Here is a 20,160-nt window from a genome sequence, read left to right as displayed (position 1 = left end):
CACTTAACCTTCTAGAGTGCTTTTAGTTGCGTCATTTGTAACGCTATTTGCAAATTGCTGCGCTTGCTCTTGCTGCTGCATTGCCACCATTTGTTGTCGCTGCACTTCTTGAACATCTTGATAATCCAGTAGCTCACGCAATACTGAGGTCGCATAGCTACCTGCTGGTAAAATAAACTCGATGACTAACACATCATCATTTTCAAACCGGTATTTTAGCGCTTGAGGCTTTAATAATAATGGTCGACGTTCTTGCTCTAAACCCGCTTGCTCAAGCCCGGTTAAATCGGTGCTTAACTCAGCTAATGCAGCTTGTTCAACTACTGATGCAAGCCCTTGAGTGGGGAGTTCGCCTCTGCCCCACAATGGCGCAGACAACTGAATGTCATTATCAATTAAACGCTTAAGCGTGTTTTCATCCCAGTTATCAGCAACAAAAAAGCTTTTACTACCCGCTAACATGACACAATCACCATTGATGGGGTCTACACCATTTTTACTCAAGCGATATGACACTGCGGTATTAAAGACATTAGAACGCACTGCAGATAAATACATACTGCGTTTTTTTCTATCTTTAACTTTTTTACCCGCGAGCATTTGCTGACCAAAAATTAAGTTTTTACCTTTATGGCCAAAGCGCTGCTCCCCAAAATAGTTAGGCACGCCCATTTCAGCCACTTTAATGATGCGTCGTTCCAGCGCGGCTTTATCGGAAACATTTCGTAAGGTCAGCTCGAACCGATTACCCAGCAGTGCGCCAATACGCAGTTTTTTACTATGGCGTTGGCTTGATAAGATGGTTAAGTGCTCATCAGACAGTGATTGCCAATCTGGGGTTTCTTTACCTGGGATACGTACACCAAACCATTGTTCAGTAACGGCATTTCTGTCTTTTTGGCCTGCATAAGTCACTTCTTTTTGATGCACTTTGGCAAACTTAGCTAAAATCTCAGCCACTTGAGTAGTATTTAAGCCATCTTTACGAACATGGATCATATGATGCTCACCTTCGCCTGTTGGGCTAAAAGGCAGCATTTCTTTAACGATAAAGTCACTGTTCACTGTACGTAGATCTGCTGTGCAGTCAGGTTTACCTAATAAATAATGTAACGAAGTCATGTTTTTTCTCAAATGAACGTATGATGTAATTTCAGCTATATAACGCATTTACTAGCTAGTATCGTTAAGGTGACTAATCTGACTAATAACGTCAGTTATCAGTATTAATCTCGCACCATAAGGACGACTGATTCTACTGCAATACCTTCTTTTCGACCGGTAAAACCCAGTTTTTCGGTGGTGGTAGCTTTCACATTTATATTATCAACAGCTGTGTTTAGGTCGTCAGCAAGACATTGTCTAATCGCTTCGATGTGTGGCAACATTTTTGGCACTTGTGCGATAACAGTGACATCTAGGTTGCCGATTTTAAACTGCTTAGCTTGAGCCAAAGAAAAACAATGGCGTAATAATACTCTACTATCCGCACCTTCAAACTCAGCATCGGTATCAGGAAAGTGTTTACCTATATCCCCTAATGCCATGGCACCCAGAATGGCATCACTTACTGCATGTAGTACTACATCACCATCAGAGTGAGCAATTAAGCCTGTTTCGTATGGCACAGTAATACCACCAAGGATCAGCGGCTTATCGCCACCAAATTTATGTACATCAAAACCGTGACCAATGCGTATATTCAACATAATAATAACCGTTATTTTTGAGAATTTATGTGGGATAAAAACAGCGCTGCTAACTGCAAGTCATCAGGGTGAGTGACTTTAATATTGTCTGCGCGGCCAGTGACTAAACCTGGGTTAACACCTGCCCACTCCATGGCACTGGCTTCATCGGTAATTTGCACACCTTGCTTAAGTGCATCACTTAAGTGTTGCTGTAAGCTTTTACAGGGAAACAGTTGCGGCGTTAATGCATGCCAAAGGTGGTCACGAGATACTGTTTCACTAATAAGATTAGTTGAGTTGGTACTGCGCTTCATGGTGTCTCGCACCGGCATGGCTAAAATAGCCCCTTGAGGATATTCTGCGCGTGAACGGAGTAATTTATCTATATCAGCTTCTGTTAAGCATGGTCTAGCGGCATCGTGGACTAATGCCCAATTAGACTCAGTGGTTTCATTGTCAATCGACACTAAAGCACGCAATACTGAATCAGCACGTTCTTGACCACCTATAACCGTTTTAACTTTAGGATGACTAGCTTGAGATAAAGTCGCAAAAAAGGTGTCTTCTGGGTGCAGCGCTACGATAACTTGCTGGATTTGCTTATGAGTAATTAAGCTATCTAACGTGTGAGCCAAGATACTTTGCTCACCTAAAGTTAAATACTGCTTAGGAATAGTCGCCCCCATCCTTGCACCAATACCGGCAGCAGGGACAATCGCGATAACAGATTGATTCTCAACGTTCATAGGATGTTATTGACCAAAAGTAGCATTGTTTCGAGGGTTGTTGCCAACGACGCGATAAAAAGTTTCACCTTCTTTTACCATGCCTAACTCATTTCGAGCACGTTCTTCAATCGCTTCTGTGCCGCGTTTTAAATCAATAATTTCCGCTTTTAAAATTTGATTTCTAGCGATGAGTTTATCGTTACTGGCTTGTTGGCTGGCAATCTGTTTTTTCAGATTCATATATTGGGATAAATTATTTTCGCCCAGCCATAATCGATACTGTAATAAACCGACTAAGATCAAAAGTAATAGTAATAGGCTTTTCATAGGGCTAGTGTGGCGAAATTAATGATTAATACCACTATAGTACAACAAAAAAGGCCACCTAGTGGTGGCCTTTTTTTAGCTCAAGGAAAATTAACCTTGGCCTTTGACTTCTTTAAGACCGTTATACGGTGCTTTTGAACCTAATGCTTCTTCGATACGTAGCAGTTGGTTGTACTTGGCAACGCGATCAGAGCGGCTTAATGAACCGGTTTTGATTTGCCCTGCTGCAGTACCAACCGCTAAATCAGCAATGGTTGAATCTTCAGTTTCACCTGAGCGATGAGAGATAACAACAGTGAAGCCTGCATCTTTAGCCATTTTGATTGCTGCTAACGTTTCAGTTAACGAACCAATTTGGTTGAATTTAATTAAGATTGAGTTAGCAATACCGTTGTCGATACCACGCTTAAGAATCTTAGTGTTAGTTACGAATAAATCATCACCTACTAATTGGATTTTATCACCAAGAAGCTTAGTTTGATGTGCAAAACCATCCCAGTCAGATTCATCAAGACCGTCTTCGATAGATACGATTGGGTACTGTTCAGTCAAATCTTTAAGGAAGTAGTTAAACTCTTCAGAAGTGAATTTCTTGCCTTCACCTTTAAGATCGTAGATGTTGGCTTCTTTATCAAAGAACTCAGATGCAGCACAATCCATCGCTAAGGTAATGTCTTTACCTAGCTCGTAACCTGCGTTTGCAACAGCCACTTTGATTGCAGCAAGTGCAGCTTCGTTAGACTCAAGGTTTGGCGCGAAACCACCTTCATCACCAACAGCAGTCGAGTGGCCACCAGCTTTAAGAACTTTAGCAAGGCTATGGAATACTTCAGCGCCCATACGAAGGCCTTCACGGAAGTTAGCTGCGCCAACAGGCTGGATCATGAATTCTTGAATGTCTACTGAGTTATCAGCGTGCTCACCACCATTGATGATGTTCATCATTGGAAGAGGCATAGAGTAAACACCAGAAGTACCGTTTAGATCAGCAATGTGAGCGTATAAAGGTACTTTCTTAGAAACAGCAGCCGCTTTAGCAGCAGCAAGAGAAACAGCTAGGATAGCGTTTGCGCCAAACTTAGCTTTATTTTCTGTGCCATCTAAGTCAATCATGATTTGATCAAGCTCAGCTTGTGCTAGTGCATCTTTACCCTTTAACGCTTCAGCGATTGGGCCATTTACAGCTTCAACAGCTTTAAGAACACCTTTACCTAAGTAACGTGCTTTGTCGCCATCACGTAATTCAAGTGCTTCACGAGAACCTGTTGATGCACCCGATGGTGCAGCAGCCATACCGATAGAACCGTCAGCAAGGTGAACCTCAGCTTCTACCGTTGGGTTACCGCGTGAATCCATGATTTCACGACCAATGACGTTAATAATGTTAGCCATAATTGCCTCAATATATGTAAGTTAAATATTAAAATAGAAAATCAATACCAATAAACACCGACAATTTATTAATAATGGCGCAATTATTGGTATTTCACTTTCAGTTTGGTAATAAAAGGTCAACTGAAGCCATAGCATAGACCGATTATCGTTAAGCGGCAACTACCTAGGTCACATCTATTAATTAGCAGATAAAAAATTGACCAGATAAAAAAAAGCCACTGATATGATTATCAGTGGCTTTATTTTTAATTACTCAGCTTCACCTTTTTGATGAATCGCAGCAGCAGCAACAAAACCTTCAAATAATGGATGACCATCACGAGGTGTTGAAGTGAATTCAGGGTGGAATTGACCTGCTACAAACCAAGGGTGATTAGGAAGCTCAATCATTTCCACTAATTTGCGATCTGATGACAAACCACTAAATACCAGGCCAGCTTTTTCTAAGCGCTCAACATAGTTGTTGTTCACTTCAAAACGGTGACGATGACGTTCAACACAAGTAGTAGAGTTATATGCTGCAGCGGCTTTAGAACCTTCAGCTAAATGACATAACTGTGCGCCTAAACGCATAGTGCCACCTAAATCTGACGCTTCATGACGCAGCTCAACATTACCTTCTTCATTGATCCATTCTGTGATCAGACCAATGACTGGATGTTCTGTTTCTGGTTTAAACTCAGTTGAATGAGCCCCTTCAAGTTTAGCAACGTGTCGAGCAAACTCGATCAATGCCACTTGCATACCTAAACAAATACCAAAGTATGGAATGTTATTTTCACGGGCATATTGCGCCGCAAAGATTTTACCTTCAACACCACGCTCACCGAAGCCACCAGGAACCAAAATACCGTCTAAACCTTCTAGTACTTCAGCGCCTTTAGCTTCTACTGTTTGTGAATCAACATACTGAATATTCACTGTTAGGCGGTTTTTAAGGCCTGCATGCTTAAGTGCTTCATTCACAGACTTATAAGCATCTGGTAGTTCGATGTATTTACCCACCATACCAATGGTAATTTCACCATTTGGATTAGCTTCTTGATAAATAACATTTTCCCACTCAGACAAATCAGCATCATTACAATCGATACCAAAACGTTTAACCACTAACTCATCAAGACCTTGAGAGCGCAATAACGCTGGGATCTTATAAATACTGTCGACATCTTTTAATGAGATAACGGCTTTTTCTTCTACATTACAAAATAGCGAGATTTTCGCTTTTTCATTAGCAGGAATAGCACGGTCGCCACGACAAACTAATACGTCTGGCGCGATACCAATTGAACGCAATTCTTTAACAGAGTGTTGTGTTGGCTTAGTTTTAATTTCACCTGCAGCACCTAAGAACGGCACTAAGGTTAAATGCATGAATAATGTGCGATCACGTCCTAGCTCAGCACCTAATTGACGAATTGACTCTAAGAAAGGCAATGACTCGATATCGCCTACTGTGCCGCCAATTTCTACGATAGCAACATCGTGACCTTCGCCGCCTTCAAGTACTTTTTCTTTAATTGCATTAGTGATGTGCGGGATCACCTGAATGGTGGCACCTAAATAATCACCACGACGCTCTTTACGTAGCACTTGCTCGTAGATACGACCGGTAGTGAAGTTATTACGACGGTTCATCTTGGTTCGAATGAAACGCTCGTAATGACCTAAGTCTAAATCGGTTTCAGCACCATCTTCAGTAACGAATACTTCACCATGCTGAGTCGGGCTCATGGTGCCAGGGTCAACGTTAATGTATGGGTCAAGTTTCATAATGGTTACATTGAGGCCACGCGCCTCTAAAATTGCTGCTAATGAAGCTGCTGCAATGCCTTTACCTAGTGATGAAACAACGCCACCAGTAACGAAGATATACCTTGTAGTCATGCTGAACCTGAGAATGTGAGATTGAAAATAACGTGCTTGTAAGAAAGCACTAGGACGGGGCGACATTCTACCAAAATAGCGCGCTAACAACAAACAATAAACGCATAAAATTGATATTAAGCCAAAGTTAAATCATGGTCATAATTTAACCCTAATTTTCATAGCGTTGAATTCAATATCATCCTAATGTTTGCCAAGTGCGCAGATTAATCTTTACTAAGCTGCTGACTTTTCTCTGCCATTTTAACTTGATCCCAATAGCTATCGAGCTCTTCAAGTGAGTGCTGTTCAAACGCCTTGCCACTTTGTGCAGCATATTGCTCTACCCCTTTAAAGCGACGTTCAAACTTCTGATTAGCAAGCCTTAATGCCTGCTCTGGCTCAACCCCTAAGTGTCTTGCCATATTGGCAACAGCAAATAATAAGTCGCCCATTTCATCAACCACCTTGGGGTAATATTCGTCTTTATTGGCTTCTAAGTGCTGCGCCTCTGCCATGACCTCATCGATTTCTTCATGAACCTTTGCCACCACAGGGGCTAAATCAGCCCAATCAAAGCCCACCTTTGCAACCCGCTTTTGAATTTTTATCGCTCGGTTCAGTGCTGGCATTGCTACTGGAATGTCATCAAGTATCGAGTGTTGGCTTTTCGCGAGCCTTTCTTGCTGCTTAATTTCATCCCAAACAAGTTTGACTTGTTCAGCGCTAGTGCCAAGGTTGTCGCCGCTAAACACATGGGGATGTCTTCTGGTTAATTTGTCGCAAATTTTATTCACCACAGTGGCAAAATCAAATAAGCCTTGTTCTTTACCGAGCTGACAGTAAAACACCACCTGAAACAACAAATCACCCAGCTCATCTGGCAGCGAATCTAAATCAGCTTGCTCGATGGCATCGGCAACCTCATAAGCTTCTTCAAGGGTAAAAGGAACAATAGTCTCGAAGCTTTGCTGTTTATCCCAAGGGCAACCCGTTTCAGGATCCCGCAGTTTTTCCATAATTGTTAATAAAGGCTGCATAATATCGTTAGCTTGCTTTAGGGTATTTGCTGACATGGTCTATTTCTCAATGATATGGCCTAAACTGGCTGATAAGTTAAAATAAAGGTGACAAACCTTTCGATTTATCACCTTATCTTTTGACACTAAAGTGCGCCGTTGGGATTTAATACTATAATCGTCTGGCTTCGGTCACACCTTCAACTTGGCCTAATTTTGATAATATCCGTGACAAGCCATCGAGGTTATACAGTTCAAGTTCTAGCTCAACGGTAGCGGTTTGGTTTTTTTCATCAGAGGTTGAACTCATTGCCATTACATTGGACTTTTCAGCCGCCAGTACTGTGGTGACATCTCGCAGTAAACCACTGCGATCATGAGCTATCACCCGTACTTTAATCCGATAACCGCCAGAATAGTTTTCTCCCCACACCACTTCGACACTGCGCTCTGGATGGGCGCGCATTAGCTCTTTAACCTGTGAGCAGTCACTGCGGTGCACTGACACGCCGCGGCCCATGGTGATATAACCAAAAATTTCATCACCCGGTACAGGTTTACAGCAGCTGGCAATATGGCTTAATAAATTACCAACACCATTTACTTCTACCTGACCTTTGCCTTTACGGGCTGGTTTCGGATTCGAGCGTTTAATGAGCTCTTCAACAATCTCTTGTTCGGTCACTTCAGTTTTGCGTAAACTGGTTTCAATGTAATTCACCACTTGGTTTAAGCGTAAATCACCGCCACCAATAGCCGCTAACATGTCATCCATGGAGTTCATATTAAAGCGCTCAACCGCAACTTTGGCATCTTTTAAATGAAGTGAGACACGGTTAAGTTCAGCCTCAAGTAATTCTTTCCCTGCCACCATGTTTTTATCGCGGTCTTGCTGCTTGAACCAATGCTGAATTTTCGAGCGAGAGCGAGACGACTTGATGTAGCCTAAATTTGGATTTAACCAATCGCGCTTCGGATTAGGATGCTTTGAGGTAATGATTTCAATACGCTCACCGGTTTCAACTTGATAAGTAAAGGGCACAATACGGCCATCGACTTTGGCGCCAATACATTTATGGCCCACATGGGAATGAATGTAGTAAGCAAAATCGAGCACGGTGGAGCCTAATGGTAAATCAACCACTTCGCCATTAGGGGTAAACACATAGACTCTGTCCTCAAATACTTGGCTGCGGACTTCATCAACCAGGTTTCCGGTTTCAGCAACATCTTCTTGCCACAGCAAAATTTTACGTAGCCAATTAATTTTTTCTTCATAGCCACTTTGCTTGCCACCAGCAGAGCCTTCTTTGTACTTCCAATGGGCTGCGACCCCAAGTTCTGAGTCCTGATGCATCGCTTCAGTACGAATTTGAATCTCTACCGTTTTACCTTCAGGGCCAACGACCACGGTATGAATTGATTGGTAACCATTGGGTTTAGGGTTGGCCACATAATCATCAAACTCACGGGGAATATGATGCCAAAGGGTATGCACGACACCTAAAGCACCATAACAATCTTGGAGACGTTCTGTGACAATACGCACCGCGCGCACATCAAACAGCTCATCAAACTTCAAGTCTTTGCCTTTCATCTTACGCCAGATGCTATAGATGTGTTTCGGGCGGCCATAGACTTTCGCGCGAATTTGGTCATTATCCAGACGCTGTTGCAGCTGGGTAACAAACTTATCGATAAACACTTCTCTGTCGACACGTTTACCATCTAACTGTTTGGCAATATCTTTGTAAACTGTCGGGTGCAGGTAGCGAAACGAGATATCTTCTAATTCCCACTTTAATTGCCCAATTCCTAAACGGTTGGCAAGCGGGCCGTAGATATCGACCACTTCTCTTGCCAACAATACTCGGGTTTCTTCATCGGCATTTTTAACTTCACGAAGTAGCGCTACCCGCTCAGCAAGCTTAACCACTACCGCGCGTACATCTTCGACCATGGCCAATAACATTTTACGAATATTATCGATTTGCGGCTCGGCGGTTCGAGAGTCAGGACTGACTTTTAAGGCGCCAATAGCCTCCATGGTCACCACGCTTGCCACTAGCTTGCTTAAGCTAGCGCCATATTTTTCTTCAATTGTTTCAATTGATAAAATACCGGCATCATGAGCAATAAATAATAATGAAGCTTGTAAGGTCTCGATATCCATATTCAATGGCGCTAGAATTTCCACCATTTCACGGGCGCGCTCAAGCAAGGCCCGATGTACATCGGGAGATTTCGTTGGCAACATATCTAGATACAGGATCAGATCCCGTAACAATAGGGCTTCTTCGGCGTTATCGATATAACGCATAACCCATTCGTCGATATTAAAATCGGCTAGATTAAAATGTGCTTCTCGAACTGAGACCATAATTAACTTCCTTATTGGTACTGACTTTTACGCGTACAAATAACTGAATCTGTGTTGATGTGTTATTTACTCTAATGCTTTCATCTTGAGCATTCAGTTATTTATGTCAAATTAATATTAATCAATTTAAAAAATGTCATCTTCAAACAGTATTTCTGTTTGAGTTGGCAGTAAAAACAGTTGATTTTACTGGTTTGCCACGCCAGCGCAGCAAGTTATTTGATTTCAAACAATGCCATCGCTTCGATATGATGAGTTTGTGGAAACATATCCAACATGGTTAGTTTTTTAAGCTGATAGCCTTGTTCGATTAATACTTGGCTGTCTCTGGCTAAACTTGCCGGATTACATGACACATACACCACTTTTTTAGGCTTCATTTTAGATAACCATTGCAAACTTTCATACGCCCCCGCTCTGGCAGGATCGAGCAATAGTTTATCAATTTTACCCAGCCAAGAGGCTTGAGATAAATCCGCACTTAAATCAGCGTGAAAAAAACTCAGGTTGGTTAAGTTGTTATCAGCAGCATTTTGTTTCGCCTGCGTAACCATTTCAGGTACGCCTTCAACACCAATAACATCAGCGGCTTGGGTAGCAAGGGGCAAACTAAAATTACCTACCCCACAAAATAAATCCAAAATTCGTTCATCTTGTTGTGGATCTAGCCACTCGATGGCCTGTGCGACCATACGCTGGTTAATATCAGCATTGACCTGCACAAAATTTCCCGGGCTAAATCGACATTCGACTTGGCCGTTAGCTAACAAATATTTGGGTAATTCAATATGATCGTCACTGACTAGCGAACGCAGTTCGCCATCATTATCTTGCACTAACAACTGTATTTGATGCTCCAAAGCAAACGCTTTCAGGCGCTGCTCATCATCGGTTTTCAATGCTTTGGTGATTCTAAGTACTGCAAATATGCCATTTTCAGCTTCAGTGAGTTCAAGGTGACCGAGTGTCATTTTAGCTTGTAACTGATTAAGCACGTTTGAGAAGGGTTCAATCAATGCCGACAATGCTACAGCCAATACATCGCACTGCTTAATATCAACGATATTATTGCTATTGGCAGCTCGAAAGCCTAATTGTAAATGCTTCGTCTTTTTATCAAATAACGTAGCTAGCCGTGCGCGACGACGATAATGCCATTGCTCACCGGTTATCATTGAAGTCATGATCTTGTCATCAATATTGACCGCTAACTTACCCATTAAATTTTGTAGTGCATCTTGCTTATATTCACGCTGCGCATCAATGCTCATATGTTGTAAGTCGCAGCCACCACATTGCTGATAATGAGGGCATTGCGCCGCGACTCTTTTATCGGTTGCGATTTGAATTTTAAGCAGCTTAGCTTTAGCGTACTTTTTCTTTTGTTCAATTAATTGCGCGGTTACCGTTTCACCGGGCAGAGCCCCAGGAATAAATACCACTTTGCCGTCATGTTGAGCAATACCTGCACCGAGATGATCAAGTTGTGATACCGTTAAAGTCAACTTGGCCGACAGTTGTTTAGTTTTGTTTGGTTTTGCTTTAAAAAATTGTGCCATTTTGGCCTCAGGTATTGAATAAATGACTAGTCAAGACGGCTCTGTTTCTGGCAGTCTAGTCCTCATCATAGATAAAAAGTCTTTAGGAATAATGTCTTCACGATGAAAAATGCTAACAACATGACCAAATACAGTCTTCGCTCTTGGGTACTGGTACTTGCGTTAGCGCCAACGGTCATGGTGGGTATTCTACTTGGAAGTTACTTCACCATAAACCGTTTTTATGAACTCGAAGAGACCTTAATCAATCAAGGTAGAAGTATTGTCGAGCCTTTGGCCATTGCCAGCGAGTTCGGACTGGTCACTGAAGACAGAGAAGCCAGCAAACGTTTACTGGCAACATCGCAATTAAACAACTCTGCCCTTATTCACTCAATTGCTATTTTTGATGATGAAAATCAATTATTTGTAACATCTCACTACCATAAAGATTTTGAGAGTATGCGCTATACAGCAGCGTTAAAGTCTTTAATTTCGACTCAGTATGAAACCATCGACGACACCATGGTGATACGGGTGCCGATTATGTCTTATACCGGCGTTAATCAACAAACTAACCCGCAAGGGGTGACAATTTCGCCCGCCAACGGCCCAAGAAAAATTATCACCAATGCTGAAGGGCAACAAATATTGGGGTATATCTCAATATTACTCAATAAAGAAAATGCCTTACTTGAGCAACACCGTGCCGCCATTGCCGCATTTGTCATTGTATTAATTGGGGTGCAGCTGAATCTGTTTTTCACATTCCGTTTGGTTAAGCATGTTAACTACCCCATTACTGAAATGGTAAGAGTAGTAGCAAAAATTCGTGAAGGTAAGTTAGACACCCGTCTTGATGGACAATTAATCGGCGAGCTAGATTTACTTAAGCGCGGCATTAATGCCATGGCTAGTTCATTGTCAGAATATCACGATGAAATGCAGCAAAACATTGACCAAGCGACCTCTGATTTACGGGAAACCCTTGAACAAATTGAAATCCAAAACGTCGAGCTTGATTTAGCCAAAAAGCGCGCCCTTGAAGCCAGTCGCATTAAATCAGAGTTCTTAGCAAATATGTCCCATGAATTAAGAACACCACTAAACGGTGTGATTGGATTTTCTCGGCAGTTAATTAAAACGCCGCTGCACTCAAGTCAGTTAGATTACATAAAAACCATTGAACGAAGCGCCAGTAACTTACTGGGGATCATTAATGACATTCTGGATTTCTCCAAATTAGAAGCCGGTAAAATGGTCTTAGAGAAAATGCCATTCGCCCTGCGGGAAACCATTTCTGAAACCGTCAGCATTGTGGCCGGCAGCGCTCAAGAAAAAAACATCGAACTGATTATTGATATTGACGACAACGTGCCTGAAAGTGTCAGCGGTGATGCGATGCGGGTTGCACAAATCATGACGAACCTATTGGGCAATGCGATTAAGTTTACCGATCAAGGTAGCGTTATTTTGAAAATTCATCTTGTAGGCCAAAAAGATGAAAATATCACCCTGCGCTGTGAAGTAATTGATACCGGTATTGGTATTGATGAAAGTCAGCAAGAATATCTGTTCCAGGCCTTTGGCCAAGCAGACTCGTCTATTTCACGCCGCTTTGGTGGTACCGGCTTGGGCTTAGTGATCACCAAACGTTTGATTAACCAAATGGGCGGCCAAATTGGCTTTACCTCAATTCCAAATCAAGGCTCAACATTTTGGTTCATGCTGCCATTGGAATTAAGCCAGTTTCATATTGGTGAAGTGCTGCATTTGGACTCTTTACGTAATAAAACCCTGTTGTTATTTGAATCAAGAGAGCTAAGCCGCGATATGCTCAATCGCCGCTTTGAAGCGTGGGGGCTACATTTAACCACTGTTGGCCAAATTAGCCATTTAGAGTCAACGCTTTCATCAAGCAAAGTGCATTACGATTATATTCTGCTTAACTGCCATGGCTTTAGTGATAAAGAGCAGTTATTAAGCTGTTTAAGCATGGCGAGGGAAAAGACCTCATGTTTAGTCTTGCTTCATGATTGCATCGAGCAGCAAAAAATATTAAACCAAGCATTGAGGCCTAATAGCGATATTTTACTCAGTATGCCAGTGAGTGACTACGAGTTGGCTAACCACTTAATTCATCCACCCACTCAAACAGCGCTATTAACCGAGTCACTACCCGCGACTGTGTATGAGCGCAAGAATTTGAGCGTACTTGCTGTTGATGACAACCTTGCTAACTTAAAGCTAATCGATACCCTACTGAAAGAGTTGGTGGTTAATGTCATCTCTGTCAATAACGGTGATGAAGCCGTGAGCTATGCCCAAAAACAAGCCTTCGATGTTATCTTTATGGACATTCAAATGCCCGGCACTGATGGGGTTACAGCAACCAAACTTATCCGCCAAGACTCACTTAACCGCAATACACCTATTATTGCGGTAACAGCCCACGCTATCGCTGAAGAGCGAGAATTAATTTTAGGTAGCGGCATGGACGGTTATCTGCCAAAACCCATTGATGAAGCGGCATTAAAAGGGGTGATTGATCGCTGGATAAATAAACCTAAATTTACCCACTTTGATATGCATACCCTTAATTGGGAGCTGTGCTTAGCACAAACCAATCAAAAACCGGATTTAGCATTAGAGATGCTGCAAATGTTGGTGGACTCACTGCCTGAAAGTGTCAGCGACATAGAAACGGCATTAAAAAGCAGCAATAGTTCGCTTATGCTGCAAACCGTGCATAAACTTCATGGAGCGAGTTGTTATTGTGGGGTGCCCAACACCCAAAAACTTTGCCAAGAATTAGAGTCTGCGTTAAAGCACAAAACCAACATCGAAGACTTAGAACCTGAAATACTTGAGTTACTTGACGAGCTAACTAAGGTAGAATCAGCAGCAAATCAAGTGATATCACAGTTATCAGCGGATGTTCCCTATGAGCAATAAACCCGGTTTTTTTAAGCGTTTAAAAGCGCTGTCATTACCTCAAAAGCAACTTTTTGCGACCGCGCTATGTCAGCGCATGCTGCCCAATTACGCCCTTTTCTCCGAAGTGTGTGAGTTTGGCGAGCCTAAAGTATTAAGCACAGTATTGGATTTACTTTGGCAATCACAATACGATAAAAAGCTTAAGTTTAATTACGATATTCACTTACAGCGTTTAGATGAAAATACCCCTGAGCCTGCAGATTTTGAAGCCTACGGTGTTTATCCTGCAATGGATGCTGCTGTAGCGTTATCGACTTTACTCGGTGGCATACAAGCTAAAATCGAAGAAGATATTACCAACGTCAGTAAATTATCATCAAGTACAGTGGCCAACTATATTGAAGCCATTAGCATTGAAGAACTTGAAGACGTCATGAATGAAGATGTTGTAGAAGAGTTCGTATTTAACCATCCTGTAATGCAAGAAGAGAAGCACTTACAAGGAATGTTATTAGATGTGATTGAAGAAACAACAAAAATCACACCTGAATTCATTAAGGAATTACGCAAAGAAATCATTGATGCTGGCGTGTCTAATATCGGCATCAGTCTGCAGCAATGATACTTTTAAAGTAGCAATAGCACTCTTTAAGTAGCAATAGCACTCTTTAATAAGGGCCTGTCATCATGCCCTTATTAAAGATACCGCTAACAGATAGCTTTATACTCTAATGCCAACCTGATGGGCAACATTTACATCCTCCTTGTCGTATCAGATCTATGCAGTTTTTCTTATCTTAGTTTAATTTAAAAACTTAACTTATTTGAATAGCTTAGATTCATCTCATACCTTACCTTTATCTAATATCTTATTGGCGCCATTAAAGTAAGATATCCAACGCCCACATTATTGATATGTCATTCAAGGCCCTAAAAAGGAATCAAGCTTGCCTAGTATCCTAACCCCACTTATCGCTGTTTTTGGCATCATGGTTATTGGCTTTAGTGTCCAGAAACTTAAATTACTCCCCCAAGATAGTGACTCGGCGCTAAATAAATACGTCTACTATATCGCCTTCCCTGCTATTTTATTTATTGCACTGGCCGAAACTGACATTAACGATATTCTGCAATGGGGATTTATATTCGCCTTTGGCCTCGCTATGGCGGGCACATATTGTATTACAGTGATCATCTCAACCCTTGCAGACAATAAACAGCCCGCGCTAGCTGCAATTAGAGGCCTAAACACCAGTTTTGGTAATACCGCCTTTATTGGGATCCCTTTAATGATGAGCTTGTATCCTGATAACAATCAAGCCATCGCCACCGCAGCCATTGCCAGTCTACTGTCCATTATCATGTTCGCATTTGCACTGGTGAGCATGGAACTTGCGGTGAATAAAACCCAACAACGTCATCCTATTATGATTATGCTCAACGCATTAATCACCAACCCCATCGTTATTGGTTGCGCCCTAGGGGTATTGGTATCAGCGCTCAAAATAAACCTACCTGACAGTATCAGCATGATGTTTCGGTTAATCGGAAACACCTCTAGCCCCTGCGCCTTATTTGCCATTGGCATGGTGTTAGCTAAAGCCATGCATCGCGGCGCAAAAGCTGGGCCTAAAAAACATAATATCGCCCTTGAAATGAGCTTGCTGAATAGTTTAAAACTCATTGTCCAGCCGTTACTTGCCTATGTTTTATTAAGCTATTTTAAGGTGGAGTCTGAGCTAGTTTTTATGGGCGTCATTCTGGCGGCACTGCCGACAGCAGCAAGTGTTTACTTACTGGCACAGCGTTACCAAATCTATGCCTTATCAAGTGCCAAGTGCATATTGATCAGCACTACAGCCACCTTTATTAGTTTGCCCATTATTGAAAAAATCTTAAGCGCCTTGGTTTAATCCTCGTATAAAAAATCAGCACCATTTTTTTATACAGCACTTTACTGTATATAAAAACAGTGTAAACTGTATGCAGATACAGTGGTTTGATGGTTATTCACACAAGGATTGATTATGCTGTGCCAATTAAGCATTAATAATTTCGCAATTGTACGTTTTCTAGAACTCGACTTTAAAGCTGGCATGACCAGCATTACTGGTGAGACCGGTGCTGGTAAATCCATTGCTATTGATGCCCTGGGCTTATGCCTTGGTAATCGCTCAGATGCCAATAGCGTTAGACCAGGTGCAACCAAAGCCGAAGTGAGTGCCCGCTTTAGCTTAGATGATGTGCCATTTGCTAAGCGCTGGCTAGAGGACAATGACCTTGATGTCGAAGACGAATGTATCTTAAGAAGAACAATTAATGCCGATGGCCGCTCACGTGCCTATATAAATGGTAATCCAGTTCCGTTAGCCCAGCTTAAATCTCTAGGGCAATTATTTGTCGGTATTCACGGCCAACACGCGCATCATGCAATGTTAAAAAGCGAGCATCAACTGACCCTTCTTGATAGCTACGCCAACCATAAATTATTGCTTGACGGGGTAAGCAAAAGCTATCAACGCTGTAAGTTAATCGAAAATGAACTGAAACAATTACAACAAAATCAGCAAGAGCGTATAGCCAGAAAACAGCTAGTGCAATATCAAGTTGAAGAGCTTGATGAGTTTGATCTTAAAGCCGGTGAATTTATTGAGATTGAGCAAGAGCATAAACGCCTTGCTAACGGCACAGAGTTAATTGATACCTGCCAATCCAGCCTGCAATTACTGTGTGATGACGATGAAGCCAATATTGAATCTTTACTTAATCGGGTCGTGGGCTTAGCTGAGAACCTAACTGAGTTTGACCCACAACTAAGTAATATTGCTCAAATGCTCAATGAAGCGTTAATTCAAGTGCAGGAAAGCAGCAGCGAAGTTCAGGACTATTTAAGCCGAATAGAACTCGATCCTGAACACTTTGCTTACCTTGAGCAGCGCATTTCAAAGGCGATGCAATTATCAAGAAAACACCATGTGAGCTCTGAGCAACTGTTTGAGCATCACCAAGCTTTAAAAGCTGAACTTAGCGAGCTTAATAACGATGCCACAAGGCTTGATGAAATTCAGCAGCAAGTAGATGAAAGCAAAAAAGCTTACGTAATTAGCGCCCAAAAACTCAGCCATAGCCGTAACCGCTATGCTAAAGAGCTTAATAAGTTAGTCACCCAATCGATTCAAGAGTTAAATATGCCCAAAGGCAGATTCTGCATTGAGGTGAATTTTAACCCAGAACTACAATCAGTTTCTGGTTGTGATCAAGTTGAATTCTTGGTTACCACCAACCCCGGTCAACCGATGCAGCCCATTGCCAAAGTAGCTTCTGGTGGCGAATTGTCACGTATTGGGCTTGGTATTCAGGTTATCACCGCTAAAAAGGTATCAACACCAACCTTGATATTCGATGAAGTGGATGTAGGTATTTCAGGACCTACTGCAGCAGTTGTGGGAAGAATGCTACGCAGCTTAGGTCAATCAACTCAGGTGCTCTGTGTGACGCATTTACCGCAAGTTGCAGGTAATGGTCACCAACATATGCTAGTGAATAAATTCACCAAAAGTGGCGGCACTGAGACGAATATGAAGTCATTGGATAAACAAGAGCGAGTCAATGAGCTAGCAAGACTACTCGCGGGTGATGTGATAACTGAAAATACCTTAGCGAATGCTAGAGAGCTATTGCAATAATCTTGCAGCTTTAAGCATCATCCATTAATCATCGCCCATTAAAAAGCCCACTATGAAGTGGGCTTAACGTTTAATGGGATTAGCTTTAAAGAGATTAAAGTATCATTGGTTAAATATAATAAGCCAACAACTGTAAACAAATTAACGAGAAAATCCCCGCTAATACATCATCAATCATGATCCCAAAACCGCCATGCACTTTAGCGTCGAGCCAACGAATTGGCCACGGTTTTAAAATATCGAAAAAACGAAATAACGCAAAACCAACCACTAACCAAATTACCCCAGCAGGGGCGGCAATCATGGTGATCATTAAGCCTGCGACTTCATCCCACACAATTGCGCCATGATCATGAACGCCCATATCTTTAGCGGCTTTATCACAAATATAAATACCAACAAGGCAGCTAATTAGCGTGATAAAAATAAAAGCCGATAGGCTTAAAAAGCTCATCAAGTACACAATCGGCACTGCGGCAAGGGTACCAAAGGTGCCCGGGGCTTTGGCGGCTAAACCACTGCCAAAACCTAATGCTAAAAAGTGTACAGGGTTTGTTAAGGTTAATTTCTTAACGGCTGGATCGGTTGAAATAAACTTCATTAGAAATGCTCAAAACTATTTTTTTCTAGCTCAAAAGGTTTGCCATCAGCCACTAAGCGTAACTTTTCGCCGGCACAAATTTGACCTACTTTAATAAATTTAACCCCAGCGTGGATCAGTGCAATATCCAAAGCGCCACGTTGAGATTCTGGTACAGTAAACATCAACTCATAATCTTCGCCACCAGTTAACGCATAACTAGTTGCTTCATTAGGGCTCAATGATGCTTGTAATGATTCCGATAGCGGTAATTCATTCACATCAATAATCGCACCCACATTAGATGCCTTTAAAACGTGCTGAATATCAGAAAATAAACCGTCAGATAAATCAATGGCACTGGTTGCTAAAGAGCGTAGCGCTTGACCCGCTAGTATTCTAGGCGTTGGATGATAGTGACGGTTAATTAAAAATTCTTTATGTTGATGTGCGACTTCTTTTTTGCCCAACAGGATATCAAGCCCAAGGGCAGAGTCACCCAAAGTGCCAGTAACATACACCCAGTCACCAACTTTCGCGCCACTACGGGTTAATGCTTTACCGGTTGGCACTTGACCATGAATAGTAATATTGATGCAGCGAGGCCCGCGGGTGGTATCACCACCGATCAGACTAACACTGTAATATTCAGCCGCTTCAAATAGCCCTTGGCTAAATTGCGCTAACCACTCATTATCAACATCTGGCAAGGTTAGCGCTAACGTCATCCACGCCGGATCTGCGCCCATGGCAGCAAGATCGGATAAATTTACCGCTACAGATTTATAGCCAAGCTCATAAGCTGGCATTGTCGGTAAAAAATGGACATTCTCGACTAGGGTGTCGCAAGATATGGCAATAGATGTGTTTTCCGCCGGTTGGACTAATGCACAGTCATCGCCAATGCCTAAATGCACATCTCGACGTTGCTGACCTTTATCACGGAAAAATTGTTCGATAAGTTGGAATTCTTTCACGATATAATCTGGTGCGGATAACCGCCCACCTATTATTTTGTAGAAAAAAGCGTTACATACAAAAACGGTATCCGAAGATACCGTTTTCATTCATTACTTACGAGTAACAAGCTTATCTAGCATACCATTGACAAACTTATGACTATCGTCAGCACCAAACGCTTTCGCTAATTCGATACCTTCGTTAATGGCCACTTTATATGGCACATCTTTACGATAAGTTAATTCATAAGCTGCTAAACGCACAATGGCTTTCTCAACGGGTGATACATCTTCAATATCACGATCTAAATGAGGCTTTAGCAGATCATCAAGTTGAGTTGCTTTCGTGGCTACACCTGATAGCAATTCACGAAAATAAGCTACATCAACACCGTTAATGTTTTGTTCAGTTAAAAATTCATGTTCAACATCAGCAACATTGTTCTTGCTTAACTGCCATGAATAAATAGCTTGAACAGCTAAACGGCGTGCCTTGCGGCGCTCTGAAGGCTTCATTACTTTTCCTACTACTATACTAACTGTTGTTCTAATTCTTGCAGAACGTTAACCATTTCTAGTAAACCAAGTGCAGCTTCAGTGCCCTTGTTACCAGCTTTAGTACCAGAGCGTTCAATTGCTTGCTCGATGGTATCAGTGGTTAAAACGCCAAATGAAACTGGGATATCATACTCTAAAGCGACTTGAGCAAGACCCTTGTTACATTCACCAGCAACTAAATCAAAATGCGGAGTACCACCACGAATTACTGCACCAAGTGCAACAATACCGTCAAACTTTCCACTAGCAGCAATTCGACGTGCAGCAAGTGGTAATTCAACAGCGCCAGGAACACGAACAACAGTAATGTTGTCGTCATTTACCTGACCTAAACGTTTTAGTGTGTCTAATGCGCCATCAAGCAGACTCTCAACAAGAAAACTATTGAAACGCGATACTACGATCGCCACTTTGGCATTTTTTGCTTCGATATTACCTTCAACTACGATCATTATCTTACCTAAATTAGCTAAAGCACCCGGCTCTGGGCAAAAGT

The 20,160-nt window shown here is 42.0% G+C and carries 17 protein-coding genes; 4 read left to right on the top strand and 13 right to left on the bottom strand.

The genetic code is table 11. The annotated features are described in order from the left end of the window. Window positions 1–3 precede the first annotated feature (3 nt). From truD to rlmD, 9 genes are all read right to left on the bottom strand, one after another. Entirely contained in the window at window positions 4–1,122 is a 1,119-nt protein-coding gene (truD, locus tag AB4160_RS03830; RefSeq protein WP_372003659.1) for a tRNA pseudouridine(13) synthase TruD, read from the bottom strand. Between the two features lie 104 nt (window positions 1,123–1,226). Then, a complete protein-coding gene (gene ispF / locus AB4160_RS03825) occupies window positions 1,227–1,706 on the bottom strand; it encodes a 2-C-methyl-D-erythritol 2,4-cyclodiphosphate synthase (protein ID WP_372003666.1) in 480 nt (159 codons plus the stop codon). A gap of 14 nt (window positions 1,707–1,720) precedes the next feature. After that, a complete protein-coding gene (gene ispD / locus AB4160_RS03820; RefSeq protein ID WP_372003658.1) occupies window positions 1,721–2,437 on the bottom strand; it encodes a 2-C-methyl-D-erythritol 4-phosphate cytidylyltransferase in 717 nt (238 codons plus the stop codon). A 6-nt stretch (window positions 2,438–2,443) separates the two neighbouring features. Further along, on the bottom strand, window positions 2,444–2,746 hold the full coding sequence (ftsB, locus tag AB4160_RS03815) for a cell division protein FtsB (RefSeq protein WP_102438074.1): 303 nt from the start codon (window positions 2,744–2,746) through the stop codon (window positions 2,444–2,446). A 90-nt stretch (window positions 2,747–2,836) separates the two neighbouring features. Beyond that, window positions 2,837–4,138, bottom strand: a complete 1,302-nt coding sequence (eno, locus tag AB4160_RS03810) for a phosphopyruvate hydratase (protein ID WP_372003657.1) — start codon at window positions 4,136–4,138, stop codon at window positions 2,837–2,839. Between the two features lie 252 nt (window positions 4,139–4,390). Continuing rightward, complete coding sequence (locus tag AB4160_RS03805) at window positions 4,391–6,028, bottom strand: CTP synthase (RefSeq protein ID WP_102438070.1); 1,638 nt, start codon at window positions 6,026–6,028, stop codon at window positions 4,391–4,393. Between the two features lie 206 nt (window positions 6,029–6,234). Further along, on the bottom strand, window positions 6,235–7,083 hold the full coding sequence (gene mazG, locus AB4160_RS03800; RefSeq protein ID WP_102438068.1) for a nucleoside triphosphate pyrophosphohydrolase: 849 nt from the start codon (window positions 7,081–7,083) through the stop codon (window positions 6,235–6,237). 115 nt (window positions 7,084–7,198) lie between these two features. Continuing rightward, entirely contained in the window at window positions 7,199–9,406 is a 2,208-nt protein-coding gene (relA, locus tag AB4160_RS03795) for a GTP diphosphokinase (RefSeq protein ID WP_102438066.1), read from the bottom strand. 215 nt (window positions 9,407–9,621) lie between these two features. Further along, window positions 9,622–10,965 carry a 23S rRNA (uracil(1939)-C(5))-methyltransferase RlmD gene (gene rlmD / locus AB4160_RS03790; RefSeq protein WP_102438064.1) on the bottom strand — a complete coding sequence of 448 codons (1,344 nt, stop codon included), beginning with the start codon at window positions 10,963–10,965 and terminating at the stop codon, window positions 9,622–9,624. A gap of 102 nt (window positions 10,966–11,067) precedes the next feature. Between rlmD and barA the strand changes: the two genes are divergently transcribed. From barA to recN, 4 genes are all read left to right on the top strand, one after another. Then, window positions 11,068–13,899, top strand: coding sequence for a two-component sensor histidine kinase BarA (gene barA / locus AB4160_RS03785; protein ID WP_372003656.1), 2,832 nt, complete (start codon window positions 11,068–11,070; stop codon window positions 13,897–13,899). Continuing rightward, window positions 13,889–14,503: a YjaG family protein gene (locus AB4160_RS03780; protein WP_076543013.1), complete on the top strand. Its 615-nt coding sequence runs from the start codon at window positions 13,889–13,891 to the stop codon at window positions 14,501–14,503. Before barA ends, AB4160_RS03780 begins: the two co-directional genes overlap by 11 nt. A 325-nt stretch (window positions 14,504–14,828) precedes the next feature. Next, complete coding sequence (locus tag AB4160_RS03775) at window positions 14,829–15,794, top strand: AEC family transporter (protein ID WP_303412204.1); 966 nt, start codon at window positions 14,829–14,831, stop codon at window positions 15,792–15,794. Between the two features lie 114 nt (window positions 15,795–15,908). Then, window positions 15,909–17,567, top strand: a complete 1,659-nt coding sequence (gene recN / locus AB4160_RS03770) for a DNA repair protein RecN (protein WP_102438058.1) — start codon at window positions 15,909–15,911, stop codon at window positions 17,565–17,567. 109 nt (window positions 17,568–17,676) lie between these two features. On the opposite strand, the gene AB4160_RS03765 is transcribed toward recN, so the two are convergent. From AB4160_RS03765 to ribE, 4 genes are all read right to left on the bottom strand, one after another. Further along, entirely contained in the window at window positions 17,677–18,168 is a 492-nt protein-coding gene (locus tag AB4160_RS03765) for a phosphatidylglycerophosphatase A (protein WP_102438056.1), read from the bottom strand. Then, window positions 18,168–19,124, bottom strand: coding sequence for a thiamine-phosphate kinase (thiL, locus tag AB4160_RS03760; protein ID WP_372003665.1), 957 nt, complete (start codon window positions 19,122–19,124; stop codon window positions 18,168–18,170). Before thiL ends, AB4160_RS03765 begins: the two co-directional genes overlap by 1 nt. 93 nt (window positions 19,125–19,217) lie before the next feature. Then, window positions 19,218–19,622, bottom strand: coding sequence for a transcription antitermination factor NusB (gene nusB, locus AB4160_RS03755; RefSeq protein WP_076543020.1), 405 nt, complete (start codon window positions 19,620–19,622; stop codon window positions 19,218–19,220). Between the two features lie 14 nt (window positions 19,623–19,636). Continuing rightward, complete coding sequence (gene ribE, locus AB4160_RS03750; protein ID WP_102438136.1) at window positions 19,637–20,116, bottom strand: 6,7-dimethyl-8-ribityllumazine synthase; 480 nt, start codon at window positions 20,114–20,116, stop codon at window positions 19,637–19,639. Window positions 20,117–20,160: the final 44 nt, after the last annotated feature.

Origin of the sequence: Shewanella sp. 10N.286.51.B8 (assembly GCF_041469325.1) — a bacterium.
GTDB lineage: Bacteria > Pseudomonadota > Gammaproteobacteria > Enterobacterales > Shewanellaceae > Shewanella.
This window is presented reverse-complemented; position numbering and strand designations above follow the sequence as displayed.

Excerpts from the sequence above, each read along its gene's own strand:
- truD (WP_372003659.1), bottom strand. The coding sequence starts at position 1,122 with ATGACTTCGTTACATTATTTATTAGGTAAACCTGACTGCACAGCAGAT.
- ispD (WP_372003658.1), bottom strand. The coding sequence starts at position 2,437 with ATGAACGTTGAGAATCAATCTGTTATCGCGATTGTCCCTGCTGCCGGT.
- ftsB (WP_102438074.1), bottom strand. The coding sequence starts at position 2,746 with ATGAAAAGCCTATTACTATTACTTTTGATCTTAGTCGGTTTATTACAG.
- eno (WP_372003657.1), bottom strand. The coding sequence starts at position 4,138 with ATGGCTAACATTATTAACGTCATTGGTCGTGAAATCATGGATTCACGC.
- AB4160_RS03805 (WP_102438070.1), bottom strand. The coding sequence starts at position 6,028 with ATGACTACAAGGTATATCTTCGTTACTGGTGGCGTTGTTTCATCACTA.
- mazG (WP_102438068.1), bottom strand. The coding sequence starts at position 7,083 with ATGTCAGCAAATACCCTAAAGCAAGCTAACGATATTATGCAGCCTTTA.
- relA (WP_102438066.1), bottom strand. The coding sequence starts at position 9,406 with ATGGTCTCAGTTCGAGAAGCACATTTTAATCTAGCCGATTTTAATATC.
- rlmD (WP_102438064.1), bottom strand. The coding sequence starts at position 10,965 with ATGGCACAATTTTTTAAAGCAAAACCAAACAAAACTAAACAACTGTCG.
- barA (WP_372003656.1), top strand. The coding sequence starts at position 11,068 with ATGAAAAATGCTAACAACATGACCAAATACAGTCTTCGCTCTTGGGTA.
- AB4160_RS03780 (WP_076543013.1), top strand. The coding sequence starts at position 13,889 with ATGAGCAATAAACCCGGTTTTTTTAAGCGTTTAAAAGCGCTGTCATTA.
- recN (WP_102438058.1), top strand. The coding sequence starts at position 15,909 with ATGCTGTGCCAATTAAGCATTAATAATTTCGCAATTGTACGTTTTCTA.
- AB4160_RS03765 (WP_102438056.1), bottom strand. The coding sequence starts at position 18,168 with ATGAAGTTTATTTCAACCGATCCAGCCGTTAAGAAATTAACCTTAACA.
- nusB (WP_076543020.1), bottom strand. The coding sequence starts at position 19,622 with ATGAAGCCTTCAGAGCGCCGCAAGGCACGCCGTTTAGCTGTTCAAGCT.
- ribE (WP_102438136.1), bottom strand. The coding sequence starts at position 20,116 with ATGATCGTAGTTGAAGGTAATATCGAAGCAAAAAATGCCAAAGTGGCG.